Below are 22,900 nucleotides of genomic sequence, written 5' to 3'. Positions count from 1 at the left end.
AATTGTTGGGTGCTTATCAGTATATTACAGTATAAATGAATATTATGAAAATCAGATCATTGGCTTTGTTCTCCTGCATTTTTATGTTTGTTAGTTTTGCTGCCAGTCAAACTGTGGTTCCCCGGCTGGGTATAGTGGCCAATATTTCTCAGGATAGTTTAGTACGTGCATCGGGTTTTACCATGATTGGTGCATCCGTTACAGGATTACTTTCACCTAAAATAACCGATGAAGCTTTTGAAGAAAAGCTTCTTGAAGTTAAATCAGCCAGGTGCAAGGTGATTACCGCTAACCTTTTTTTTCCCGCCGAATTGAAAGTCGCTGGTGGAGAGGTAGATGAAGAAAATGTATTGAGTTACGCCAGGGTGGTGCTATCAAGAGCCAGAAAAGTTGGCATTAAATTCATTGTTTTTGGAAGTGGTAGTGCCAGAAATATACCTGAAGGCTATGACCGGGAAAAAGCTAAAGCAGATTTCATTAAACGCTGTTACAAAATTGCAAAAATCGCATCGAAATATCAGGTGACCATTGTACTGGAAAACTTAGAGAAAACGGAAACCAACTTTATCACATCGTTAAAAGAAGCTGCGGTAATTGTAAGGGCAATCAATCACCGCAACTTCCGTTTAAACGCCGACATCTTTCACATGATGAGGCAATCTGAACCACCGGCTGATCTGTTAATGAACGGGGATATTATCGCCCTGTGTGAACTTGCTGAAAAAGAAAAAAGGACACTTCCGGGCGTAATGAAAGATAATTTTAAACCATATTTCAGCGCGCTGAAGACGATCGGTTATCAGGGATATATTTTTATTGAGGGCAGCACGAAAGAGCCTGTAGTGGAATATCCCCAGGCCTATCTATACCTTACCGCCCAGCTAAATGAGGTCTACTTAAACAAATAAGTGCTGTATTCTCAGTAAAGTCGCCAGTATTTCCAATAACGTTGTTAAAATGCTCTTTTTCCCTAAATTTGCGTTTTCAATGGATTTGCCTGCAAGGCACATTATTATTTTACCATCAAGTTAACATGTACAGTAAAGAAGAAGCGGCGAGGTTAAAGCAACAGTTTTGGATCAGTTTAGGTCAGTATATGAAGCCTGTACCCTCAGCAAGTGGATCAACCGTACATTGGGTAAACTATCGTACCGGTGTAAAAAACATCTTTTTTAAAATGGATGTCACCAATAAAAAGGCCATGATATCCATTCAGCTTACCCATCCAGATGCGGATATCAGACAGCTGATATTTGACCAATTCGAGGAATTTAAAGGCATGCTCACCGCTACTTTAGGTGAAGAATGGGATTGGCAAAAGGATGCCAGTGATGAATACGGCAAATCTCTTAGCCGAATATGGACTGCGCTGGAAGGTGTTAGCGTGTTTAACCAACAGCACTGGCCTGATCTGATTTCCTTTTTCAAGCCCAGAATAATTGCTTTAGATGAATTCTGGGACAATGTAAAGCCGGTATTCGAGGATTTAGTTTAATCAGTGCTGGCCAAAGCAAGCCGAGCAATTCTGGCTTTTGTGTACTCGATTTCCTCTTTTTCATCTGTTACATCAGGTTTGTTCCTCAGGTATTGATTGTAGTAATGGAGTGCAGTTTTGCTTTTCCCGAGTTTTGTATCGTAAAGAATTCCCATTCTGTAGAATAGCGTTGGATTGGCCTTAAATTGAAGGCCTTTTTTGTATGCAGCCAATGCCAGATCGAGTTTATTATTTTCCTGATAAACCATCCCCAGCAAGCCATAATAGCTGGAGGTATTCGGCGATATGGCTTCCGCTATTGTCTTTATGGTATAAGCAGTAGCCTGCGGGTAGTTTTTCAATGCCCGGTAACTTAGTGACGTGAAGTAAAGCGTGGCTTCATTTTGCATATTTAACGCTTCAAGTTTTTTAAACAGGTTGATTGCTTTTTGATAATCCTGGGTATAATAATAGGCTTTGGCGACATCTTTGACTACTCCTGCATCGATAAGGTCCCTCAAAAGGCGTTCTCCCGATAGGATTACCTCCTTGTATTTTTTCAGCTGATTGGCTATTGGAAGCTTTGCCCTTTGGAGTACCAGATTTTCACTGTCAGCTTTAAGTGCAATATCAATCACCTGATATGCCTTTTCATAATTCTGATAAACAGCATGAATCTCAGCCAAATCTCCCGCCACATCTCCGTCGCCAGGATTAAGCTTGTTGGCCTTAAGTAAATAGACCAATCGCATGGAATCTTTATGCGAATACAGGTTTGCCAGTAATTTATACACGCTAAAATTATTGCTGTCTAACTTTACAATTTCTCCATAATAATTTCTCGCTTTTTCATGATTACCTCTCCTGGTATTGATGCTTCCGAGACTGAAAAGAACCGGTAAGTTTTGTGGCTGTATGCTGTAGGCTTTCACATAGAATTTCTCTGCCTCCGGATAATTTCCACCCATTAAAAAACAGTAGCCAACCTGAGTAAGTATCTTCACGTCGCTATTTTCTGATCCATAAATCCCTTTCAGGTATTCTCCTGCCTCTGCATATCGCTGGGCCTGATACAAATCAAATAGTTTTTCCTTATCAACCACCACAGGAGTTTGCGCCCTGCTCTCGCTCATCATCACCAGAAGAAAAAATAATAAAAGAAGCTTTTTCATGGAATTTAATTTTAAACTAATTTATTAGTTGTTTTTTACAATTCCAAGTGATTGATCAACATTCAGATAAAATAAAACAAAAACGGGAGGTAAGGGTTTATTAGGGAAACATTTAACATTAAAAATAAGAACCTATGAATACTTTAAAGAAGTTTGAATTAATGGAAAAGATTGTGCGTGAGTTAGAAGATTTACAAAATTCACAACAGGCACTTATTCAGAAAATTGGTAAAATTGAAGTTGATAATATTGAGCTTGGCGACGGTAGGTTAGAAAAAGATTTACCTGATGTTCATCAAAATTTGGCAGATAACTTAGAAACAATCTCAGGAATTTTAGATTACTTTGCAGGCAAAACGCAAAACTTTGGTGATAAAAACAATGTTGATGCCCTTAAAGAACAAGAGGCCATCAATAATGCCACAAGCTAGCGAAATCTAAATCATCTTAAATTATGAAACTTTTATCTTTAACCGCTGCATTCCTGCTTTTTGGATTCGCCGCCAGCGCACAGGTTTTACCATCATTTCAGTTTGGATTGAAAGCAGGTGCAAATTTTTCGAAATTCGATAGTGAAAACACCTTTAGCAGTGAGAACCGTGCAGGTTTTTATGGCGGTGTTTGGGCAAGGATAGGTGCTGCGGGTGTGCATTTTCAACCAGAACTTTATGTATCCGGCAAAAAAGCAAACCTGGTAAGCGACGCCACAGGGCAGGTTAACAGGGTTAATTTCACCAGTCTGGATGTTCCATTGTTAATAGGAACCAAAATCGGAGCGCTTGGGCTAGGAGTAAGATTAAATACAGGGCCTATGTTTTCATTGATTCTGGATGAAAACCAAAGCCTGAAAGATGCAGCTGGCAGTGTTTTTAGAGCAGACTTTAAGAACCAGGCCCTTGCGTGGCAGTTTGGTGCAGCGCTTGATATTAAAAAACTAAGCATTGATGCGCGTTATGAACTGGGTTTATCCAAAATTAATAAATCAGGATATCCTGGCACAAAGCTTAATTTATTTACCGTAGGATTGGGATATAGAATTTTCTAACCCATCATATAAGGTTACACAAAAGGCAGGTTTTATTAAACCTGCCTTTTGTTTTTTATAGAATTAATTGGGCTGGTTTGGTTCCACTTCGGTAAGCTCGTAAGCAAAGGAACCGTTTTTAGGTATAATGGGCGTCGCGCTTTGCACGCTGAGTGCCTTAATAAATGACGCTCCAAAATAAAATATCAGCGAAGAGTAAAACACGAAAAGCATGATCACAATGATCGACCCTGCTGAACCGTAAATATTGCTGATGTTACTTAAAGGCAGTAGAATCCGGAGGATGTATTTTCCTGCGGTAAATAAACATCCCGTTAACAATCCCCCTGAAATTGCTGCCCGCCATGTCGGCCGGCCGTTCGTCAAAAACCTGAATAACATCGTAAACCAGGTGGTCACGATAAAAATAAATACCAGTTGGTTAATAACAGAGGTCAACACAAGTTCGAAAGATGGAGAGTTAGACTTCAGGTAAGAACCGATGAAAGCCTGGACGCTATCGGCTAAAAGCCCAAAGAAAAATAAAATTCCTGCAAGCAGAATGATGGTTACTGAAATGGCCCTTGATTTTAGCGTGTTAATGATTCCTTTTTTATCTTTATGACCTATATTCCAGATTTGTTCAAGCGAATTTTTAATCACGTTAAACAAGGTAGTGGCAACAAAAAGGAAAAATATAAAACTGAGTAGCGTCACATACCATGCCTGATCAATCCCCCTGATATTTCTAAGTGTTGATCGGATTTGCTGAATACTGTCCTGATCCAGAATATTGGCCAGCCGCTCAAAAATATGGGTAACCAATAATCTCCTGTCTGTAAACATACCAAACAATCTGATCAGGATAATCAGAATAGGGGGAAGCGCAAAGTTTGTGAAAAATGCTGTGGCGCCAGCCAGGCGTAATGGGTCATTCTTTTGGAATAAACCAAATGCATTTTTTACAGTGGTAAAAAAGAACTTTAAATCTGCTGTAATAGACACTGGCATCGTTTGGGGCGTAACTTAAAAGGTCGAAATTATTAATTTTTAATCAAAAAATGCAGATTGGCAAATGTTAAAGATCGTTAATTCGCTTTTGTAAATTCCATTAATGTCTTTTTCCCACTCAGCAGGTAAAGCTTGTTGTCACTTAGTTTTGCCCCATCTACCTGATTAATAGTGTGCAGATAAAATCGTTCTGCTGCATCTGTTTCCTGACAGAACATTTTAGTACCGAAGAAATTTTGCAAGGCAATTTTATCCCCGGTAATCTCGGCTTTACCTCCGTAACTGTTACAAAACGATTTCCCGCTTACTTTTAAACTGTCTGCAAAATTTAAGGTGGCTTTGGTGGTAGGCGGTAAAGTTATTCCCGGTAATGAGGTAAGTTCCCATTTGGTGTTTTCCAGCTTGGAAGCATCTATTTTTTCAATACATGCGCTCAATAAACAGATGATGAGGCTACAGAAGATGAGGTTTTTCATGGCTTAGTTTTAATGATTATGTTCATACGAACAAAAACTAATCCATTATTACCGCATCGCTGTATTTTAACCTTTTAAGCGTAAAGCAGGCGGTGATCGGGATCGGATTTGTGCAACAATTTTATGTATTTCTGCTGATTTTTTAATGTGTAAACAGAAAGGTTATAACTTCGTGAAAAAATAAAAACAGTTACATATGAAAATCAAATTATTAGCCCTCATCTCTTGTGTTGCACTTTTTGCCTGCAAAGGGAATCTGGAGAAAACCTACAGTCCGGAACCAATAGCTGCAAATCAAACCTTTGATGAAATCCCGAAATCAGAAAAAGCCATATTCACATTAGTAAAAATTGATTCGAATCGTGCCGACGGACAAGAACACTTCAAAATCCAATACCGTGATACTACCTTATCCGTTCAGAATGGGAAAAATAAGCTGGCTGTTGAATTTAGAAATGCGAGGTTTGTGAACAGCCAGAATACGGCAGTAGTGGCACAAGTTGTAGATTCTACCCAAAACGTAGCGCCATTTTATGTATTTGCGTTAAAGGATGGTTCAGTTGAAGTGATGAGTCTGGATAAGGCTTCCAAAGGAAAAAATGATGGTTTATATACCCAGGGCCTGGTTGAGCTGACCAGAACCAATTTCGTTATTAACAACGATTATATTGTAAATTCAGTGAGTGGGAAAATCAATACCATTAAGAGACAAAATCCCGATGAGCGGATTCAAGGTAAGTTTTTAATGTATTCGAGAGACAAAACTACGCTCGTGTTTTTAACAGAAAAGGAACTTTATCAGGTTAACTATCGCAATGGCGAAACACAAAGCCTGACGGTTCCGGCTAGTTTACTGGCCAATGCAGCGGGTATTCAGAATGAAATTGCATCAAATTATTCGTGGACAACCAATAACCACGGTACACCATTCTTAAAATACAACGGAAATTCAGATCGTATTGTTGACATCAGTGAATTCAAGAAATAGATAACCCCTAAAAAACAAAAATGGCCTGTTTAAATACAGGCCATTTTTGTTTAACAGAATTTCAAACCACCATCGTTCTGAACGTGAGGTTTACACGTTGGCGCAGCACCTTTTTTGTTGGTGGTAATCGGTGAAGCCAGTTCTCTTGTGTTTCATCTTTCATCACCAGCAGGCTGCCATGTTCCAGAAAAACGGATATCATCTCCTTGCTTTCCTTGTGCTTGAACAGAAACTTACGCGTAGCGCCAAAGCTTAATGAAGCAATTGCAGCATGCTCAGCCAATGCACGCTCATCATCACTGTGATAAGCCATGCCTTCATCGCCATTATGATATAAGTTTAGCAGGCATGAATTGTATGTGGTACCCGTTTTCTGCTCGGCTATATGCTTAAGTTCGAGTAGTTCATTCGTCCATGGTAAGGCCGTTTTTGTTGCCTTTGAATACGTATAGGAGAAAGCCTCATCACCGTACCAGGCTACTTTTCTCTTGGTAATAATATGTTTGCCCATAATAAAGGCTTCGTCATTTTTCCAGTCGATGGTGTTCATCAACAAGTCAAAATATTCATCCGCAACAGGGTTTGCAAATAGCTGGCCGTAGTAGTTTACGGTTCCACCATAAGGAAGCAGATTAGGTGAAACGTTTATATCCTGATTGAAAAGATCCATATATGATGCTTCAAAATGACGTGTTAATACAGCCGAATTACAGGCTAATTTATTTAGAAAGCTCGAACCACGGTATGTCTAATTTTCCTTTCATAAAGTAAATGTTAACAGTATCATTCTCATTTACCTCAAAATAAAAATCTTTCGAAACATCAACATCTTCTGCTGTCTTTCTCTCGCCCCAGGGCTCAAGTTCAAGGTAGTAACTGGTTGTTTTTCCAGAACTCATTCTCTTGTTCAAAATTTTCGAGCTGAACATTTTTGGAGCTGATCGATCGTAATAACAATTCAGAAAAATGATCGATCCAAAACCATACGCGAGGCTGAATAATATAAACGCTATGACAGTGCCGATTGCTTTCTTTCCTGATTTAAGCTCTGCATTTTTAATAAAAAAAACTGTAGTCATAAGCAGGGCGATAACAAACATCGGAATCCAGATTTTTGTGTGATCAAAAATGTTGTAGTCGAGCAGGCCTCTTAAAAATACGGCAGCAGAAGGCAATAAAAAAGCGATAAAAATACTTGGGTAAGGAGAATCTTTCCGTTTATCAATCCTGATCAAGCCTTTATAGTATTTGATTACGGGTATACAAAGTAATGGGATTGCCAGACAACACCACAGCGCTATTTCATAAGGATTTGGGAAAAATATCGTCCATGCGCCAATGAGCCCACCTATAATATTCACTGTCTTGGCCACCGAACTTGCCTGGTTAAATTTTTCCGATCTTTCTTCAGGAGAAAAACCAAAATCATCATTTGCGAATATTGCTTCCTTTTCCTCCTCAGCTTTGAGCCGGTCCAGATCAGGATATCGTTCACCAAGCCATCTTTCAATTTCAGCAGCGCTGGAAATATATTTAGTCAATTTTACTTTCTTCCTGTGTGGTACATTCGGCTCGATATAGATATACTTATCATCAGTTCTGTAGCCTTTGATTTCAGTAAAAAGCAGCTCCCGGTTGCCCATTGTGCTCACATTGTATAACCTATCGAAGTCGATAACAAATTTACCTTTAATCGCATCGAGAAAAGTCACAACGCCAAAAAACATCATGCCTAGCGATAGGGGAGCTGAAAACCACAAGATAGACGGACTGAGGTTGTCATTCAGACCTGGGATAAATGGCATAACGAGCAGCATGCCAAACAATGCGATCAATAGGGGAGAGAATATGATGGCAAATATTGCCCATCCACGACCAAGTTTGTACTCTTTCAACATTTTATTTTTTTAACAATTTAGATTGACACTAAATTCATTAAAATAATCGAATTACCACAAACTGAAAAAAATTAAATTTACACATGTAGTTTTCCACGAAAGCCCCGGGCAGCATAGTAAGATTCTGCACCATTATGGTAAACAAAAATAGTGTCGTAGCGCCGGTCGCAAAATATTGCTCCACCAAGTTTTCTAATTTCTGCAGGTGTTGCCACCCAGCTCGAAGTTTTCAGGTCGAACTTGCCCAGCTGCTGCAAAGCCCGGTATTCAGATTCATTTAACACCGTTATACCCATCTCAGTGGCCATATTTATTACGCTATTGCCCGGCTTATGCTCTTTTCTTGATTCCAGTGCTTCATGGTCGTAACAAATACTCCGCCGGCCTTTCGGACTTTCAGCAACGCAGTCTACAAAAATAAAAGCTCCGGTATTTTCGTCTTTTCCAATCACATCCGGTTCTCCACCGGTAACTTCCATTTCATTCAGCGACCATAGTTTTGTTTCATCTGCTTCGAGCCTCGATTGAACATCTTTCCAGTCGATGCCCGCATGGCGATTACTGTTTTTATCAAATCTGCTTTTTAAAATGCTTAATAGTTCTCCGTTTTGTTCTGCTGTTAGTTTCATTTGTTAAGGAGGAAATTTAAGAATGATCAGTCATTGTTTCTGGTAAGGGCATCACATGGTCGTACTGCTCCCCATCTGTTTGCCTAATTTTTCATAAGCAGCGTCATTCGGTTCCCAGAGCTCTATTTTGTTGCCTTCATTATCCATAATATGCACAAACTTGCCATAATCTACATTTTGAACCGTATCAGTTATGGTTACGCCGTTTTTCTTCAGATGCACCATCAGTTTATCCAAATCTGCAACTCTGTAATTGATCATGAAATCTTTTGCAGAGGGCTCGAAATATTTTGTCCGCTCAGAAAATGGACTCCATTGAGAAAAGCCTTTTTTCTGCTGATCAGCGCCCTGATACCATTCAAAAACGGCACCGTAGGCATTTGTTTTTAGGCCAAGGTTGGTACTATACCATTCGCGCATCTTTTTCGGATCCTTACTTTTAAAGAAAATCCCACCAATGCCGGTCACTTTTTTAAAATCATCGGGCGAAGCTGATGCCCTTACCATGAACGACTTTACACCGAAGCCCAAACTAAAGGCAATCAGTATTGCGATGCTTACAAACAGGTTTTTTTTCATCCTCGTATTGAAGGGGTTAGCTTTTGTTAGAATCTAAGTTAGCAATTTTTGATTAGAGAATAACTTTCTGTTGTAAGCCCTTTTACCTTATAACTGAATAAACCGTTCAATGTCAATCTCCTTTAAAAAAGAAATATCATGCGAAACCGCAATGAGTGTACCCCGATATCCGTTTATCGCAGTTGTTAAAATTTCGATATTCGCAATATCCAGATTATTAGTTGGTTCATCGAGAATAATGATGTCAGGTGCCTGATTGGTAATGTTTAAAACGCATAATGCCAGGCGCATTTTTTCGCCACCACTCAGGGCGCTGCACGGTTTATCCCAATCATCCCTGGCAAACAGAAAGCGGCTCAGCCTGATTTTAATTTCATGTTCGGGAATTGCAAAAACGTTAAATTTTTGTGCCTGCTCATACACATTTAACTTACCTTCAATTAATGAGTAATCCTGATCGACATAAATAACTTTGTTATCAGCCAGGCTTACTGTTCCCGTTACCGGAATGATCAGGTTCATGATCATGCGAATGAGCGTTGTTTTACCAGATCCGTTAGCGCCTTGTAAGGCTATACGGTCTCCACTGTAAATCTTTAGACTTAAGTTTTCTTTCCAGAGAAACTGATCAGCATAGCGATAATTAACTTGTTCAGCATTAAAGAGTACTTTCCCTTTGTGGAGGATAGATTGGTTAAATCCGAACTTTATTTTATCCAGATCAGGTAACGATGCGCGTAACGTTTGCAGGTCGGTAGCTATCCCATCTATTTTCCCGGTATGAACATCCCTTATTTTTGAACTGCTTTTCTCCGCGTTATTTTGCAAAGTGTTCATCATAATCCTGGCAACACCGGCTTTTTGCTGTTTGCGCTTTCCCCGGTTATCTAGCTTTTGTTGCCGTTCTAAGGTTTCCCGCTCTTTTTCCCGGGCTTTTCGGAGAGCCTTTTCTTTGTTCAGCACATCCTGATGTAGTGCATTAATGTCATTTTGCTTTTGCTCCAAATAGAAACTATAATTTCCTCCGTAGCTACTAATGCCATTTTTGCTTAACTCGCAAACCATATCCACCAGATTTAACAGGCTACGATCGTGACTAACCACTAATAGTGTAGCCGTTGAATTGGCGATAAAATCATATAGCAGCTGTCTGCCACCAGTATCCAGGTGATTACTTGGCTCGTCCAGCAAAATGAAGTCGGGGTTGTGAAGGGTGATTCCGGCAAGGAAAACCCTGGTTTTCTGACCGCCACTTAATGTTTCCAGCTTTTGCATCAAATCAACATCTTGTAGCTCCCAGGTACCAAGTGCCCGTTTACAGCGATCTTCAATAGTCCAGTCGTCGTTCAGGATGCTATAGAGTTCTTCGGCTACATTACCCATGAAAATTTGATTCAGCGCATCAAGCTTCCGATCAACCTTCAGTGCCTCTGCCACCGTTAGATGATTGTATTGTCCGAAAATTTGAGGTACGTAATAGGGCGTGGAGTGGATATCCACCCGCCCTTCAGAAACTTCCAGACTGCCTGCTATGATTTTGAGCAGCGTAGATTTACCTGAACCATTATTGCCGATAAGGGCTGTTTTATCGTGTTGATTAACTGCTAAGCTAATGTTTTTAAATAGCAGGTTTTTGTCCTGATGTAAATAGGAGATATTTTGTATACTAAGCATGAATTCTTTCGTTAAAGATTAGAAAATAGCAAGCGTCTTTGTGAGCTTGATCTTTAAGGCTGGAAAGAAGAAAATCCTACATGCTTAGCAATAATTGTTTAGGTGCAAATATATGGATTATTTTAAGTCTTTCACCTGATCAAAGAAACCAATCATTTGTGTCAGGGCAGAGGGTGAGAACATTCTTTCGGCATTATCAAGTGTCTCCCTGGTTGCCGCAGCACCACGTTTAATCATGTCTTTTTCAAAGTTTGAAATGGCTGTTTTAAGATCCGGATACCTATTGCCTGTTAATGATTCCGCCAGCTCAAAAGCATCCTGTAAGGCCACATTTGCCCCTTCACCGGCATATGGCGGCATCCAGTGAGCAGCATCACCAATAATAATGAGATTCTCTTTTGTTTCCCAGTTTTGATCCAGCGGAAAATAATATTGCGGACGGGGAATGAAATAGACTTCCTCGTTAGTAAAAAATTCGTGCCACCCTTCACTCCAGTTGGCGAATTCAGTTTTGAACCAGTTTAATACCGCCTGGGGATCTTTAAAATCAATATTGCTATTGTTGAGCCAGTTTTCCGGAGTTTTAAAGTTAACTACAAACATAATTGACCCATCGCCTTTTGTTCCGTAGCCAACAAACTTCTCTTCATCGAAGGCCATTACTTTACCTCCGTTAGCCAGCGAGAAAAGTTTGGATGAGTATTTTTCTGCCTGGTGGATATTGCCTTCGATAAGTGTAATGCCTGAATACACAGGTCTGATATCAGTTAAATAGGGGCGGACTTTTGAATTTGCGCCATCAGCAGCGATGACAATATCTGCGTAAGCATTCCTCCCGTTCTTAAAAAAAATACGCCAGCCTGTATTTTCTTTTTCCATGGAAACAAACTGACTGTCCCAGATCACTGTATCGGGAGCCAGCGCATTCAGTAGCATTTCCCTTAAAGGTGCCCGGTCGATTTCCGGACGCGTTTCAGCGGTTACTGTTGTAAAATTGTGGTCATTAAATTTTACATCCAAAGATTTATCAACCAACAACATTTTACTCGCTGTGGGCCGGTGATATTTGTAAAATTCATTCAGCAGGCCCGCCCTCTTAATGGCTTCGAGTCCAGTTCCTTCATGAAGATCGAGCGTTGCTCCCTGCACCCTAACCCCTTTATGAAGGTCTCTTTCATATACCTTTACAGCTACTCCTTTGAGCTGTAAAAGTCGCGCCAGGGTTAGTCCGGCAGGACCACCACCAATAATTGCGATTTGTTTATCTTGTATTAACATTGTTTTGCATGATTATGATGATGCAAAATTATTTGTCTTTGATGGCCGATAATAGTATAAATCGGTCGTTCTTGTTTTTAGAAAGTTCTTTAGGTACCACACCTGAAAATTTTTTAACGTCTTTAATAAAGTGGTTCTGGTCGAAATAGCTTCCTTCAGGTGATAGCTTTCCATTTGCGATATGGTTGAGCGAAGCCCGGAAACGAAGAATGGTACAGTAGGCTTTAAGTGAAATTCCAAACTGCTGATTGAAATAGCGGTTAATTTGCCTGGAATTCCAGAATACTTTTTCCGAGAGTTCTTTAATGGCAATATTACCATTTGTTTGATACACCAAATTAAACAGCTTACGCTTGCGCTCATCGATTTCTGCCGGGAGCAACGATTTGATTTTATTACTGGCCTTGTCAACAAAGGCCTCGAAATCCAAAAAATCACTTTCTGCAAATCCCCAGAAATCATCGGGCAGGAATCTGCCACTATTGAGTATATCCGCAATCGGTTGGTGTATCACGTATTCCACCGCAAGGAGTTTAAAACTGATACAAAACATGATACACCCGGCTGGTATTTTAGCATTTTCATGTTCAGTCAAGCCACCTAACTCTATGATATGAAAAGGCTGAGTAACTGATTTGTTGAGTATGATGTCCACAAGGCCGTCAGGGAGCCCGGTTGTTTCGACATCCCGGTCGGAATGGTTTTTCAGAAACCAGAATTGCTCCACAAAATCAGCAAGCGATTCATCGGGTTTGATTATTTTATATTCCAGGTCTTGATCCATTTGATACTCACTTATCCCAGTTTAATATGTTATTAGTTAACGACATTATCTTGATCTACTACCTGGTTCTTAAATCATTTCAAATTTGTATTTTTATTTCATACCAGTTATGTTCAACTCCATTGAGACCGAACGATTCAATGAATTTTAGCCCTGCCTTTTTCAGGATTTTATCTGATCCTTCGTTTTTACAATCGGCAATGGCATAAATTTCATTAATGTTGAGTTTATTAAAGGCATAATCTATGGTCGCAATTGCTGTTTCAGTGGCAAATCCTTGATCCCAGTATTTTTTGATTAATCTATAGCCAAGATCATAATAGTTGACGTGGCGATTGGTTTGCTCGGTGATGAACTTTAAACCCGACCACCCCAAAAAATTACCAGTATTTTTTTCGATAATTGCCCAGCGCCCTATTCCGTTATCGAGATATTGCTGCCTTATTAACTTAATATTTGCAAGCGCTTGCTCTCTTGTGCTGATAGGCTGATTCCCCAAATAGCGGTGGACTTCACAATCGGAATCAAGTTCGAACATGCCCTCGATGTCTGTAGGGAGTATTTCCCTTAAAATGAGCCGTTCGGTCTCCGTAAATATTTTCATAGCGTGGAAATAATTTGTGAATCAAATAATCGATATGCATTCTCCAGGCTATTTTTGTCAATATTTTTCATAACGGATCAAGCGGCCAGTTAATCCAAACAAAGATAAATCAAATCGCCTGCTTTGCAATAAATGAAATTCCACGATTAATGTTCACACTGTAGGTATGCAATTTGATCTTTTCCCGTTCTTTTATCTTGCCAATCATTTATCCTGTTTCCATTTATATTCTTCCCTTTTGATGAGCAGTAGCTCATCATTTGCCAGATCAAGATAGCCAAATTCATAACAAAAAAAATAAGTTTTGCCATTTTGAGTATGCAGATAGTGAGTGTGATAATCGAAATCAAAGCCTGCTTTCATTAATCGGCTTTTGGCAATTTTCGATTTTCCATTGGGTACCATACTAATCAGAATTGCCCGGTTGCGGCGAAGGATCTGGTTGATCTTTTTTACCAGCAGGTCATGTTCCGCATGAATGCGGTTATTGTAGTTGTTGCGACAAGCATCGTCACAAAATTTTTTGTCGGATCGGCCCCTAACCAGGCCTCCGCAATCTAAACAGGAGCGTTCCATAATAATTCGGTTTTTTATTATGGGATGATGACCTAATTTAAAGAGAATGATTGAAAATTAAAAAAAAAATAAAAAAAAATGATTCATCAACTCAATCCGAAAATGTTAGAAGATAAAAAAGATTGTGTGAAGTGATATCTACCTACACAGGATCTCTTCGGATCCTCTTCAGATCCCAGACACTATTGTGACAGTCGTGAGTGTTAAAATTCTGATCATCAGTAGTATGTGTCTTGTTTTGTTTTTAAATCTTTATTATATTTGAATATCAATCATCCCTGTTTATTTTTTAACATTTAAACAAGATTGACTATGGGAATTATGGTAGACGGCCCTAACGGAGGAGTTAGCGGCAAATTTGGTAGCGTTGTAGGATACAAACGCTACGGTAAATGGGTTGTGCGGGGCTTATCTAAAGCACCTAAGAAAAATCGCAAGCCTTCATCAAAGCAAAAAACCTGCCGCGATCGCTTCGCAACGGTTCAGCACTTCCTGAAGATGCTTACATCATTTGTCAGGATTACTTATCGACTCGAAGGAATCAAAAACCAAATGTCGGCGCACAATGTAGCAAAATCAAATATTTTGCGCAATGCTTTGAACAGTGAAGGACAAATCATGTACGAGAAGGTTGAAATTTCTTACGGCAGCTTGCCGGGGATAGTAGATGGCGTTGTGAGGCATGATGACAAAGGAATTCATATTCATTGGACAGATAACAGCCGCAACGGAAGTGCCTCTTCAAAAGATCAGCTATTGTTCCTGGTTTATGATTTTGAGAACGACGATGCCCAACCGTGTTTGAGTGCAGCCAGGAGGGATGTTGGCTATCAGCAACTTATTTTGGATAAAAATTACACTGCAGGCAGAAATTATCATCTCTGGGTTTCTTTTATTAGTGATGATAGAATGAACATTGCCACTTCAACATATATGGGCATGATCAATACTTAAATAACTTTTTGCAGACCCCACTTTAATTGACTGTAAACCGATATTATTTGTTTGTAAACGTTTATAAACGACTATAAATACTTAATACCCGAGTAAGTTTTCCATATACCTGCAACTTTGTTTTGTCGGTAGTCACGGTGGCTACTGTTCGTTAAACATTTAGAAACTTAATTTGAATTATTATGGAAAGTGGAATTAACAAAGTAACGCTGAGTGGATTTGCAGGTGCAGACATTGAAGTTAAACAGTTATCGGAAAATCAGAAACTAGCGAGAGTAAACCTGGCCGTACATGAGTACTATAGAAATGGCTCAGGAGAGGATGTAAGTAAAACAAATTGGATTACACTGACCTTTTGGAATTTAAAAGCTGACGAAGCAGAGGCACAAATTAAAAAAGGTTCTTTTTTAACTGTAGAAGGCAGGATCCAGACTGGGAGTTACGAAGCCAAAGATGGTACCCGCCGTTTTACCACGGAAATTATCGTAAACGAACTTTCTGTGAGGGCAGCAGAACTAAGTAAGTAATGGACGTTTTAAATTGCCCCCATATAGTACAGCATGGGGGCATTTAAAACTACATGTACAATGTTCTTGAAAAGTTTTAATCTTTGTTCATGTCAATAGCGTTGAGAGGCGGCGTGTTAAAATGTCTCATGTCCAATCGGGCATGAGCATTTTACAGTTTTACAGCAATACCACCATAAAAGTTAGTTTCCGCAGCCTGGTTAAAATAGCGTCCATTAGCCGCATTTAAATCGTTGCCAAGGCTATACTTCTCATTCAGTAGATTGTTTACCCCAAAGAAAACGTCAAAAGGAATCTTAAAAACATTTAGTTTCCTGATTCCCGCTTTGGCTTCTACTAAATCATATTTTTTTGCAACTACCGTATTGGCATCATTCAAAGGAAGGGCCGATGTATGATTGTGCTGTATAAACAAATAAACGTGTTCTTTGAGATCAAACTCCAGACTATTGATCAGGATATGATCCGGCACTCCCGTGAGTTTATTGCCGCTGTACGACGTGCTACCGCTAACAAAATCATTAAATTTAAAGTTGCTAAAGGTATAGCTGCTTCTCCATTGTAACCCGGTTAAAAATCCCTGTGTTTTTTTAATTAACCAAAGTGTGGTTTCCAGTTCTATTCCCTGTTGTCTTGTTCCACCTGCATTAATGAAGTACTCCGCATCATTTTGATTCAAACGCCTTACAATGGCATCATCAAGGTTAAACCTAAACATGTTGGCATTAACATAAAACCGGTTATCGGATGAAGAATATCGAAGTCCAGCCTCATAATTCCAGCCCAGTTCAGCTTGTAGATTGTTATTAATGTTGTTATCTGAGGAACGTACTTCAGCTACAGTAGGAGGGGAGTAGCCTTTACTTACAGAAGCTCTGACCGTTAATTGGGGCATTAACAAATACGAAGCAGCGATCTTTGGCATCCATTCAGCATCGAAACTGCGTTGTTGTTCGCCTATTGGTGTTGGAAAAAAACTTTCATATTTATAGCTGAAAAAGTTTACACTTGAGGCCAGCTCAATTAAAAGCTTTTGACTGACATCAAAATTAAACCTCAGGTAAGCGAAGTTTTGCTTTGCTTTTAAATGATCAGCTGCCTGCATGGTAGTTGCCATGCCGCCAGCATTGTTAAAATTTTGAATGTCGCTGCCGGTAGACGAACTTTCAAATCCGATTTGTGAACTTGATTGTACTGCCCCGTAATTTTGCTTGTATTCTAGGAAAGTTCTCAACCCAAGCGTACTTTCGTATCTTTTTTCGTAATTGGTAATAAATGGATTTTTAAAGTCGGTGTAGCTTCCGAATACCGCAATCACATGTTTCAAATGCTCATTAAACAGAAATGTATTAGATAACCCTGCAAAGGTCGTTTTATTATAAATTCCTGCCTGTTGCATAACTGCACCAGGAATGGTTGGTGTAGCCGGGCGGGCCATTCTGGGGTTTTGCTCCAGCTGAACAGCTGTTAAACCTCCCGGAGTTTTATAAGTGAGGTCGCTGTATAAGGCGAATAATTTCAATGTCCCTTTGCTACTATAATTCCAGTTATGATTTGTTTGCAGGTACGCTCTTTTCATGGCACTGTTTTCCCGGTAGCCATCACTTTGTTGGTAACCTTGTGTTAAGCTGAAACTATAATTTTTGAATTTGTGCTGTACATTAAAGGTTTGATGCAATAACCCGTATGAACCACCAGTGATAGATGCACCAACTTCATCATGATCCAGGTTTACCGGACTGATGAGGACTGCGCCACCTGTATTGGCACCGTATATGCTCGATTCGGGCCCTTTGTAAATCTCAAGAGAGGCGACGGATGCAAAATCCAGCGCATTTAAATAGGTGTTTCCCCCCGCATCAGTTAACGGGAAATCATCCATATAGATCTTAATATTTCGGATGCCGAAAGGCGACCGCAGCAAACTTCCCCGAAGGGACAGTCGATAACTCCCCGGCGACCTTTCTTCCATTCTCACTCCGGGAACGGTATTGAATGTGCTGACAAGTGAACTGCTGTTCTGTAACCTGATCAAACTGCTGTCTATCAAATTCACTGCAGAGACTGATCTTAATAAGGGTTGGGTATTATAATAGCCTTTAACCACCACTTCATCCAGTTTCTTAGCTGATGAGTCGGTTTTGACTATTTGGGAAATTCCGGAATATGAAATGAATAACAGGAGAGAAGTAAAGAGTATTTTCAAGATGGTATTTTTAGCTATGATTTACAGGTTGCCGAAATTAGGTTTAATTTCAGCAACCTGTAGATAAGGTGACTTATTTTGCTGCTACTTTCCAGATCACGCCGCTTACATCATCAGCAACAAGCAATGCGCCCTCGGGTGTCAAGGTGATACCTACCGGACGACCGTAAACTTCTGCTTTATCCGTATCTGCAATAAATCCGGTCAGGAAATCTTCCAGTTTTCCGCTTGGTTTACCATCTTTGAAGGGTACGAATGCAACTTTATAGCCCGATATTGCCGATCTGTTCCACGAACCATGTTGACCGATAAAAGCTCCTCCCTGGTATTTAGCCGGGAATTTTGTGGCTTTGTAAAATGCCAAACCTAAAGATGCGGTATGTGCGCCAACCGGAACGTCGGGTGCAATGGCTTTTTTAACTAATTCAGGGTTTTTCCCTTTAAGTCTTGGATCTTCATTCTGACCATAGTAAGAATATGGCCAGCCATAAAATGCGCCTTGTTTTACACTGGTGATGTAATCCGGCACCAAATCATCGCCTAATTCGTCTCTTTCATTTACTGCTGTCCATAGCATATTAGTTGTAGGTGCCCAATCTACCCCTACCGGATTACGAAGTCCGCTGGCGTAAATTTTCTCACCTGTTCCATCCGGATTGACCTCCAGAATATTAGCCCTTCTCTTTTCGTTCTCCATGCCATTTTCGCCAACATTACTTCCTGATCCTACAGTGATATAAATTTTGCTTTTATCTGAATTGGCAATCAGGTTTCTGGTCCAATGGTTGTTGTAACCCCCAGCTGGCAGGCTCAGGATTTTTTTACCGGTACTGGTAATTTTAGTGTCCCCGGTTTTATAAGGATATACCCATAGTCCGTCGGTATTAGCCACATAAAACTTATCGCCAATAATGAGTAAGCCAAAAGGCTGGTTCAACCCGTTTAAAAACGTGGTTACTGTTTCTGCTTTGCCATCTTTATCAGCATCGCGATAAAGAAGAATGGTATTGGCACTTTTACCCGGAACTTCTGATTTTGATTTTCCGGTTACTGCATTTTTAATCGATTCGGTAGTACTGCGTTCAGAGTTCGATAAAGCCACCAGTACATCACCATTTGGCGCAATATATGTATTCCTTGGGCTTTTGATATTGGACGCAAATCTCGTGACAACAAAACCTTCAGGAGCGACAGGTGTTTTGCCATCCGGCCAGCCAATTACTTTGCTGAATTTATTTTTTGATGCGGTGGTATCCGGAGCGGGGAGTTCTAAGGTAGTGTTTTCTGTTGCAACGGTAGTGGAATCACCTTGATTGTCCGTTTTGTTTGATGATTGACAGGCAAATAAGGTACAGCTTACTACACTTAAGCTAAAATAAAAGATTTTTCTCATGTTGTGATGTTTTTGATCATGGGTTGATTATTTGAATCATAACATCTGAATGGCTGAGAAGTTTGCTGCGAAAGAAACAAAAGAAACGAGCAATCCCGGATAGGTTGTTCGTTTATATGCTATTCCGGCGTCTTTACAAGGTGGTGTAAAATCTTCGCATTCACATCCTTTGCACTCAATAGCAGCGCCGAAAATTGAGGATCAGATTTAACCAGTAGATACTTCCCGTCGGGCAATACAATTGCGGATGAGCCACAGGTGGTGATTTCTCTAAACAACATCCTGCGTAATAGACCAGCATCGGTTTCAATTTCCAATCCAGATGACTTTACATCACTGAAGTTTTTGCCTTGTTCTTTATATTGATAAATGGATACCATTAATCGTTTAGCTGACTTATCGATAATGTTTTTCTGAAAAGCCCAGCGTACATTATTGATAAACTCAGGGTTTTGTCCGTTCAGGTCGTTCCAGCATGCATCATTGTTGAAATCATATTTGATGATGAGGGTATCTTTAAGTTTAACCCGATCGTTTTGTTTGAGGTAGTGGTGAAGAGAATCCAGCTGTGCCTGGCTTAGCGATCCGGCATCGTAGCGTTTTTCCTCGTCTATATACAGTTTTGAAGAAGAGCAGCTGTAAAAAAGCACAGCAATGGTTAGAAAGGTGAGATATAAGGTTTTATTCATGGCGAAATTTCTAATAGGGGCCTTCTCAGGACAGCACATTTAAAGCAGACAAAAAATATAACCTGCTTTAAATGGACCGATTCCCTAAAATAAGTATTCTCGCTTAAAATTTAAAGATTCAGAATTTTTGTTTTTTCTGAGTTAAATTCTTCCTGGGAAAGGATGCCTGCATCTAACAATTCTTTTAAATCAATCAACGCCTTTTTTTTGGACGAAAGATCTGCGCCTGTTGGCTGAGCCTGAGCAATTTCAGCTGTAGTATTTTTGGAAGGCTGATTGGCCGGGCTGAATCTCAACAACAATTCAGTAATTTCATTAAAGCCTTTGATATTGGCGTAATCTATTGCCTTTTGTTCTTTGACATTAACTATACCTGGATCTGCAGACTTTTCCAGTAAAAATTTTACGGCATCTTTTTTTCCGTTCGCTGCAGCATAGTGCAAAGGGGTATTTCCGCTCTCATCCTGGATATTTACATTCGCACCTTTTTCAATTAACAATTTGAGCATACTCAGATGACCACTTTTAGCTGCCACGTGCAACATGCTTTCCCCGCCATAGTTGTAGTTGCTATTGAGGGAAAATGCTGCATCTGCTGAAATATTATTGGAAGTTTCTACCCATTGGAGGTATGAATACATTGAATCGTCGTTACCAGAAAGTGGTTTTGCATAATCTACGTCAACACCGGCTGAAATAAAAAGCTCAACAATTTCTTTCTGGTTATGCGAACAGGCATACCAAACCGGAGATAGGCCTTCTTTCGAGGAATGCAATACATCCGCGCCATTTTCAATGAGGCTTTTAATCAACATTCGGTTGGCATCATAGCACGCTAATAGCAAAGCTGAAACACTATTGTGGTTGACATGATTGATGTTTGCACCTCGTGAGATGAGCAGCTCAACCATTGGGATAAAATTCGATTTTACCGCAAAGAGGAGGGGCGAGTCGCCATTTTTATTGCTGCTGTTAACGTTTGCACCTGCATCCAGTAATCTCATCGCAATTTCCTTGTTGCGCAAAGCTGAGGCAAGGAGCAGGGGCGTTTCCGCTTCATTATTTTCTGTATCGGGAGACAACCCATCCTCGAGAAGAACTGAGAGGACTTCAATTTGACCGCTTTGAGCGGTGAGGTGGAGCAAGCTATTACCTTTTATGTCTTTAATAGCTGGCTTTGCACCTTTCTCCAGCAAATAAAGTGCAGTTTGTTTTTGTTTCTGCAAGCAGGCAAAATAGAGCGGCGTTTCTCCGGAATGATCTTCATAATCCAGATCAGCACCTCCTTCAATCAATAACTTCACCAAATCCAGGTAACCCCTGTGGGCCGCATAATGCAGCGCTGTCCGCCCTTTCTCATCGATATAGCCTATCTCTACTTCTCCATTGGCCAATAACAATTCAGCAATTTTTCTTTTCCCACTTTCGCAGGCAATGATAAATGACATCGACATAATCAAGATTGTTTCATTAGCAATTCAACAGTTTTTATTTTTAAATTGTCATCAGAAGCCAGCATCAGTGCCGTTTGATCCTGATCATTGGTAACACCTGCATCTGCCCCATACTCCAGTAATACTTTTACTTTCCTGTAAGTCTCCTTCGCTCTATCTGGTTCGTAATTCACATTGAATGCAGAAACTTTGTGCAATAGGGTGTTCCCCTGATTATCCTGCCGGTTGACGTCGATCTGCCCGGTTTCCAAAACAGCTTCCAGTAACCCTGCACTTTTTTCCGCAATCAAATCAAGCGGGGTTTTATCAGCATTGTACCACTTACTGGCCTGATAAAGGTCCGCACCGTCACTGAGTAATTTTTTTAGCAAGTTTATGCCAGCTTCGCCCCCCTGCATCATTCGCAAATACTCGAACAGAAGTAATTCCCCGTTTTTATTAGCCTGATTAAAATCGGGTGTTGCATGCGCCCGGAGCGCCTCATATAGCTTTTCACTTTGCAGATGGGCGACCGCGTAAAAGAATGCAGAATTCCCTTGTTTATCGGTATGATTAGGGTCAGCACCAGATTCAAGCAGGTGATCGATCAGGTCTTTTTTATTGGATTTAATGGCAGAGATCAAAGGTGTCTCGCCAACAATATTACCCTCGTTTATGTCAAGTCCCTGGCTAATGAGGAAGTTGACATACGATGCTCTGAGGGAGGTAAGCTCCGTTTCGTTGAGGTCGAACCGCCGCTCATTGCTTTTTACCACCTGATGGATAAAGTTTTCGTCGGCATTATTTTTAAAATTCGTGTCACAGCCTGCATCTGCGAGAATTTTGATCCAGGCTAAAGGTGCAAGCTTTTCAAAAAAATAGCCCAGAAGGGTTTGTGCGGCCACCTCATCATTCATATTATCGAAACGGGAAATAAAATCGTTAAAAAACGCAGTTCCGTCTTCGTCAGACATCAGATGTCTGATCACACTTTGAAAAACACTTCGGTCAAAGTTTTCCAGTTCATATATATCAGTTTCTATGGTTTTGTCTTGGAGCAGATGAAAAATAATATCGTATTGTGCTGCCCTGAACAATTGATCAATGATTTGTGACTTTTGGTGTTCCTGTAGCGTTGCAGGCAGTTTTTTTCCTGACTTAAGCAATTCAATTACTTCAATAAATTTACTTTCGTTAATCAGTTGCGTTAAATTTTGTTCACTCATTGTTTTTAGCTTTTATGATAGGACACGGAATGAAATTTCTTTTTACCTAAACGGAAATACAGCACTGATGTTTATAAAATTTAAAACTTATTTCTTTGTGGCTTGTTAATCGCCAGGAATTATAAAACCTGTTACATCCTAAAAACGCAGACATCAAGGTGGATGCAATCGATTAAAATGTGACATTTAAACTCCATAAATAAGAGGTTAAAGTTCCTTAATTCATACGATTCTTTTATCTTTAGGCGATTTTAAAAAAAGGGTTGATACAATCCTATTCATTAAACTATAATCAGTAAAAATCA

Annotated in this window: 24 protein-coding genes; 7 read left to right on the top strand and 17 right to left on the bottom strand. The window is 40.0% G+C overall.

Annotated elements, in window-relative coordinates:
• Positions 1-44: 44 nt before the first annotated feature.
• Positions 45-908 carry a sugar phosphate isomerase/epimerase gene (locus tag AB669_RS05080; protein WP_197082358.1) on the top strand — a complete coding sequence of 288 codons (864 nt, stop codon included), beginning with the start codon at positions 45-47 and terminating at the stop codon, positions 906-908.
• A gap of 125 nt (positions 909-1,033) precedes the next feature.
• Positions 1,034-1,495 carry a DUF4268 domain-containing protein gene (locus tag AB669_RS05075; RefSeq protein WP_047798216.1) on the top strand — a complete coding sequence of 154 codons (462 nt, stop codon included), beginning with the start codon at positions 1,034-1,036 and terminating at the stop codon, positions 1,493-1,495.
• On the opposite strand, the gene AB669_RS05070 is transcribed toward AB669_RS05075, so the two are convergent.
• Positions 1,492-2,646 carry a lipopolysaccharide assembly protein LapB gene (locus tag AB669_RS05070; protein WP_047798215.1) on the bottom strand — a complete coding sequence of 385 codons (1,155 nt, stop codon included), beginning with the start codon at positions 2,644-2,646 and terminating at the stop codon, positions 1,492-1,494. The two genes, AB669_RS05075 and AB669_RS05070, sit on opposite strands and share 4 nt — an antisense overlap.
• A gap of 134 nt (positions 2,647-2,780) precedes the next feature.
• On the opposite strand from AB669_RS05070, the gene AB669_RS05065 reads away from it, so the two are divergent.
• Positions 2,781-3,077, top strand: coding sequence for a hypothetical protein (locus AB669_RS05065; protein ID WP_047798214.1), 297 nt, complete (start codon positions 2,781-2,783; stop codon positions 3,075-3,077).
• Positions 3,078-3,100: 23 nt separating this feature from the next.
• Positions 3,101-3,691: a porin family protein gene (locus tag AB669_RS05060; protein WP_047798213.1), complete on the top strand. Its 591-nt coding sequence runs from the start codon at positions 3,101-3,103 to the stop codon at positions 3,689-3,691.
• 63 nt (positions 3,692-3,754) lie between these two features.
• On the opposite strand, the gene AB669_RS05055 is transcribed toward AB669_RS05060, so the two are convergent.
• Both AB669_RS05055 and AB669_RS05050 read right to left on the bottom strand, forming a co-directional pair.
• On the bottom strand, positions 3,755-4,681 hold the full coding sequence (locus AB669_RS05055; protein ID WP_047798212.1) for a YihY/virulence factor BrkB family protein: 927 nt from the start codon (positions 4,679-4,681) through the stop codon (positions 3,755-3,757).
• Positions 4,682-4,758: 77 nt separating this feature from the next.
• Positions 4,759-5,157, bottom strand: coding sequence for an META domain-containing protein (locus tag AB669_RS05050; protein WP_047798211.1), 399 nt, complete (start codon positions 5,155-5,157; stop codon positions 4,759-4,761).
• A gap of 196 nt (positions 5,158-5,353) precedes the next feature.
• Between AB669_RS05050 and AB669_RS05045 the strand changes: the two genes are divergently transcribed.
• A complete protein-coding gene (locus AB669_RS05045) occupies positions 5,354-6,145 on the top strand; it encodes a hypothetical protein (protein ID WP_047798210.1) in 792 nt (263 codons plus the stop codon).
• A 61-nt stretch (positions 6,146-6,206) separates the two neighbouring features.
• Here the strand turns inward: AB669_RS05045 and AB669_RS05040 are convergent, their stop codons facing one another.
• The 9 genes from AB669_RS05040 to AB669_RS05000 form a co-directional block, all read right to left on the bottom strand.
• Positions 6,207-6,815, bottom strand: coding sequence for an alpha-ketoglutarate-dependent dioxygenase AlkB (locus AB669_RS05040; protein WP_047798209.1), 609 nt, complete (start codon positions 6,813-6,815; stop codon positions 6,207-6,209).
• A 49-nt stretch (positions 6,816-6,864) separates the two neighbouring features.
• Positions 6,865-8,043, bottom strand: a complete 1,179-nt coding sequence (locus AB669_RS05035) for a hypothetical protein (RefSeq protein WP_156166677.1) — start codon at positions 8,041-8,043, stop codon at positions 6,865-6,867.
• Between the two features lie 77 nt (positions 8,044-8,120).
• Entirely contained in the window at positions 8,121-8,672 is a 552-nt protein-coding gene (locus tag AB669_RS05030) for a DUF4256 domain-containing protein (protein WP_047798207.1), read from the bottom strand.
• A 51-nt stretch (positions 8,673-8,723) separates the two neighbouring features.
• On the bottom strand, positions 8,724-9,251 hold the full coding sequence (locus AB669_RS05025; RefSeq protein WP_197082357.1) for a VOC family protein: 528 nt from the start codon (positions 9,249-9,251) through the stop codon (positions 8,724-8,726).
• Between the two features lie 87 nt (positions 9,252-9,338).
• Positions 9,339-10,925, bottom strand: a complete 1,587-nt coding sequence (locus tag AB669_RS05020; RefSeq protein WP_047798206.1) for an ABC-F family ATP-binding cassette domain-containing protein — start codon at positions 10,923-10,925, stop codon at positions 9,339-9,341.
• Between the two features lie 117 nt (positions 10,926-11,042).
• Positions 11,043-12,203, bottom strand: a complete 1,161-nt coding sequence (locus AB669_RS05015; protein WP_047798205.1) for an NAD(P)/FAD-dependent oxidoreductase — start codon at positions 12,201-12,203, stop codon at positions 11,043-11,045.
• Positions 12,204-12,231: 28 nt separating this feature from the next.
• Positions 12,232-12,987 (bottom strand): AraC family transcriptional regulator, encoded by a 756-nt coding sequence (locus AB669_RS05010; RefSeq protein WP_047798204.1) that lies wholly within the window; start codon positions 12,985-12,987, stop codon positions 12,232-12,234.
• Positions 12,988-13,066: 79 nt separating this feature from the next.
• On the bottom strand, positions 13,067-13,591 hold the full coding sequence (locus AB669_RS05005; RefSeq protein WP_047798203.1) for a GNAT family N-acetyltransferase: 525 nt from the start codon (positions 13,589-13,591) through the stop codon (positions 13,067-13,069).
• Positions 13,592-13,795: 204 nt separating this feature from the next.
• A complete protein-coding gene (locus tag AB669_RS05000) occupies positions 13,796-14,167 on the bottom strand; it encodes a hypothetical protein (RefSeq protein WP_047798202.1) in 372 nt (123 codons plus the stop codon).
• Positions 14,168-14,479: 312 nt separating this feature from the next.
• Here AB669_RS05000 and AB669_RS04995 point away from each other — a divergent pair, with 312 nt between their 5' ends.
• Positions 14,480-15,121, top strand: coding sequence for a DUF6266 family protein (locus AB669_RS04995; RefSeq protein ID WP_047798201.1), 642 nt, complete (start codon positions 14,480-14,482; stop codon positions 15,119-15,121).
• 182 nt (positions 15,122-15,303) lie between these two features.
• Positions 15,304-15,648, top strand: a complete 345-nt coding sequence (locus tag AB669_RS04990; protein ID WP_047798200.1) for a single-stranded DNA-binding protein — start codon at positions 15,304-15,306, stop codon at positions 15,646-15,648.
• Positions 15,649-15,799: 151 nt separating this feature from the next.
• Here AB669_RS04990 and AB669_RS04985 read toward each other — a convergent pair whose 3' ends face one another.
• The 5 genes from AB669_RS04985 to AB669_RS04965 form a co-directional block, all read right to left on the bottom strand.
• Positions 15,800-17,854, bottom strand: a complete 2,055-nt coding sequence (locus AB669_RS04985; RefSeq protein WP_047798199.1) for a TonB-dependent receptor — start codon at positions 17,852-17,854, stop codon at positions 15,800-15,802.
• Positions 17,855-17,927: 73 nt separating this feature from the next.
• Positions 17,928-19,247, bottom strand: coding sequence for a sorbosone dehydrogenase family protein (locus tag AB669_RS04980; protein WP_047798198.1), 1,320 nt, complete (start codon positions 19,245-19,247; stop codon positions 17,928-17,930).
• A gap of 119 nt (positions 19,248-19,366) precedes the next feature.
• Positions 19,367-19,936, bottom strand: coding sequence for a hypothetical protein (locus AB669_RS04975; protein WP_156166676.1), 570 nt, complete (start codon positions 19,934-19,936; stop codon positions 19,367-19,369).
• A gap of 110 nt (positions 19,937-20,046) precedes the next feature.
• Complete coding sequence (locus AB669_RS04970) at positions 20,047-21,384, bottom strand: ankyrin repeat domain-containing protein (RefSeq protein ID WP_231582624.1); 1,338 nt, start codon at positions 21,382-21,384, stop codon at positions 20,047-20,049.
• 8 nt (positions 21,385-21,392) lie between these two features.
• Positions 21,393-22,595 (bottom strand): ankyrin repeat domain-containing protein, encoded by a 1,203-nt coding sequence (locus tag AB669_RS04965; protein ID WP_047798195.1) that lies wholly within the window; start codon positions 22,593-22,595, stop codon positions 21,393-21,395.
• Positions 22,596-22,900 lie beyond the last annotated feature (305 nt).

The sequence above is a fragment of the Pedobacter sp. BMA genome (genome assembly GCF_001027745.1).
Lineage (GTDB): Bacteria > Bacteroidota > Bacteroidia > Sphingobacteriales > Sphingobacteriaceae > Pedobacter.
The sequence above is the reverse complement of the archived record's forward strand: the minus strand, read 5'-3'. Positions and strand labels throughout refer to the sequence as shown.

Excerpts from the sequence above, each read along its gene's own strand:
- AB669_RS05080 (WP_197082358.1), top strand. The coding sequence starts at position 45 with ATGAAAATCAGATCATTGGCTTTGTTCTCCTGCATTTTTATGTTTGTT.
- AB669_RS05075 (WP_047798216.1), top strand. The coding sequence starts at position 1,034 with ATGTACAGTAAAGAAGAAGCGGCGAGGTTAAAGCAACAGTTTTGGATC.
- AB669_RS05070 (WP_047798215.1), bottom strand. The coding sequence starts at position 2,646 with ATGAAAAAGCTTCTTTTATTATTTTTTCTTCTGGTGATGATGAGCGAG.
- AB669_RS05065 (WP_047798214.1), top strand. The coding sequence starts at position 2,781 with ATGAATACTTTAAAGAAGTTTGAATTAATGGAAAAGATTGTGCGTGAG.
- AB669_RS05060 (WP_047798213.1), top strand. The coding sequence starts at position 3,101 with ATGAAACTTTTATCTTTAACCGCTGCATTCCTGCTTTTTGGATTCGCC.
- AB669_RS05055 (WP_047798212.1), bottom strand. The coding sequence starts at position 4,681 with ATGCCAGTGTCTATTACAGCAGATTTAAAGTTCTTTTTTACCACTGTA.
- AB669_RS05050 (WP_047798211.1), bottom strand. The coding sequence starts at position 5,157 with ATGAAAAACCTCATCTTCTGTAGCCTCATCATCTGTTTATTGAGCGCA.
- AB669_RS05045 (WP_047798210.1), top strand. The coding sequence starts at position 5,354 with ATGAAAATCAAATTATTAGCCCTCATCTCTTGTGTTGCACTTTTTGCC.
- AB669_RS05040 (WP_047798209.1), bottom strand. The coding sequence starts at position 6,815 with ATGGATCTTTTCAATCAGGATATAAACGTTTCACCTAATCTGCTTCCT.
- AB669_RS05035 (WP_156166677.1), bottom strand. The coding sequence starts at position 8,043 with ATGTTGAAAGAGTACAAACTTGGTCGTGGATGGGCAATATTTGCCATC.
- AB669_RS05030 (WP_047798207.1), bottom strand. The coding sequence starts at position 8,672 with ATGAAACTAACAGCAGAACAAAACGGAGAACTATTAAGCATTTTAAAA.
- AB669_RS05025 (WP_197082357.1), bottom strand. The coding sequence starts at position 9,251 with ATGAAAAAAAACCTGTTTGTAAGCATCGCAATACTGATTGCCTTTAGT.
- AB669_RS05020 (WP_047798206.1), bottom strand. The coding sequence starts at position 10,925 with ATGCTTAGTATACAAAATATCTCCTATTTACATCAGGACAAAAACCTG.
- AB669_RS05015 (WP_047798205.1), bottom strand. The coding sequence starts at position 12,203 with ATGTTAATACAAGATAAACAAATCGCAATTATTGGTGGTGGTCCTGCC.
- AB669_RS05010 (WP_047798204.1), bottom strand. The coding sequence starts at position 12,987 with ATGGATCAAGACCTGGAATATAAAATAATCAAACCCGATGAATCGCTT.
- AB669_RS05005 (WP_047798203.1), bottom strand. The coding sequence starts at position 13,591 with ATGAAAATATTTACGGAGACCGAACGGCTCATTTTAAGGGAAATACTC.
- AB669_RS05000 (WP_047798202.1), bottom strand. The coding sequence starts at position 14,167 with ATGGAACGCTCCTGTTTAGATTGCGGAGGCCTGGTTAGGGGCCGATCC.
- AB669_RS04995 (WP_047798201.1), top strand. The coding sequence starts at position 14,480 with ATGGGAATTATGGTAGACGGCCCTAACGGAGGAGTTAGCGGCAAATTT.
- AB669_RS04990 (WP_047798200.1), top strand. The coding sequence starts at position 15,304 with ATGGAAAGTGGAATTAACAAAGTAACGCTGAGTGGATTTGCAGGTGCA.
- AB669_RS04980 (WP_047798198.1), bottom strand. The coding sequence starts at position 19,247 with ATGAGAAAAATCTTTTATTTTAGCTTAAGTGTAGTAAGCTGTACCTTA.
- AB669_RS04975 (WP_156166676.1), bottom strand. The coding sequence starts at position 19,936 with ATGAATAAAACCTTATATCTCACCTTTCTAACCATTGCTGTGCTTTTT.
- AB669_RS04970 (WP_231582624.1), bottom strand. The coding sequence starts at position 21,384 with ATGTCATTTATCATTGCCTGCGAAAGTGGGAAAAGAAAAATTGCTGAA.
- AB669_RS04965 (WP_047798195.1), bottom strand. The coding sequence starts at position 22,595 with ATGAGTGAACAAAATTTAACGCAACTGATTAACGAAAGTAAATTTATT.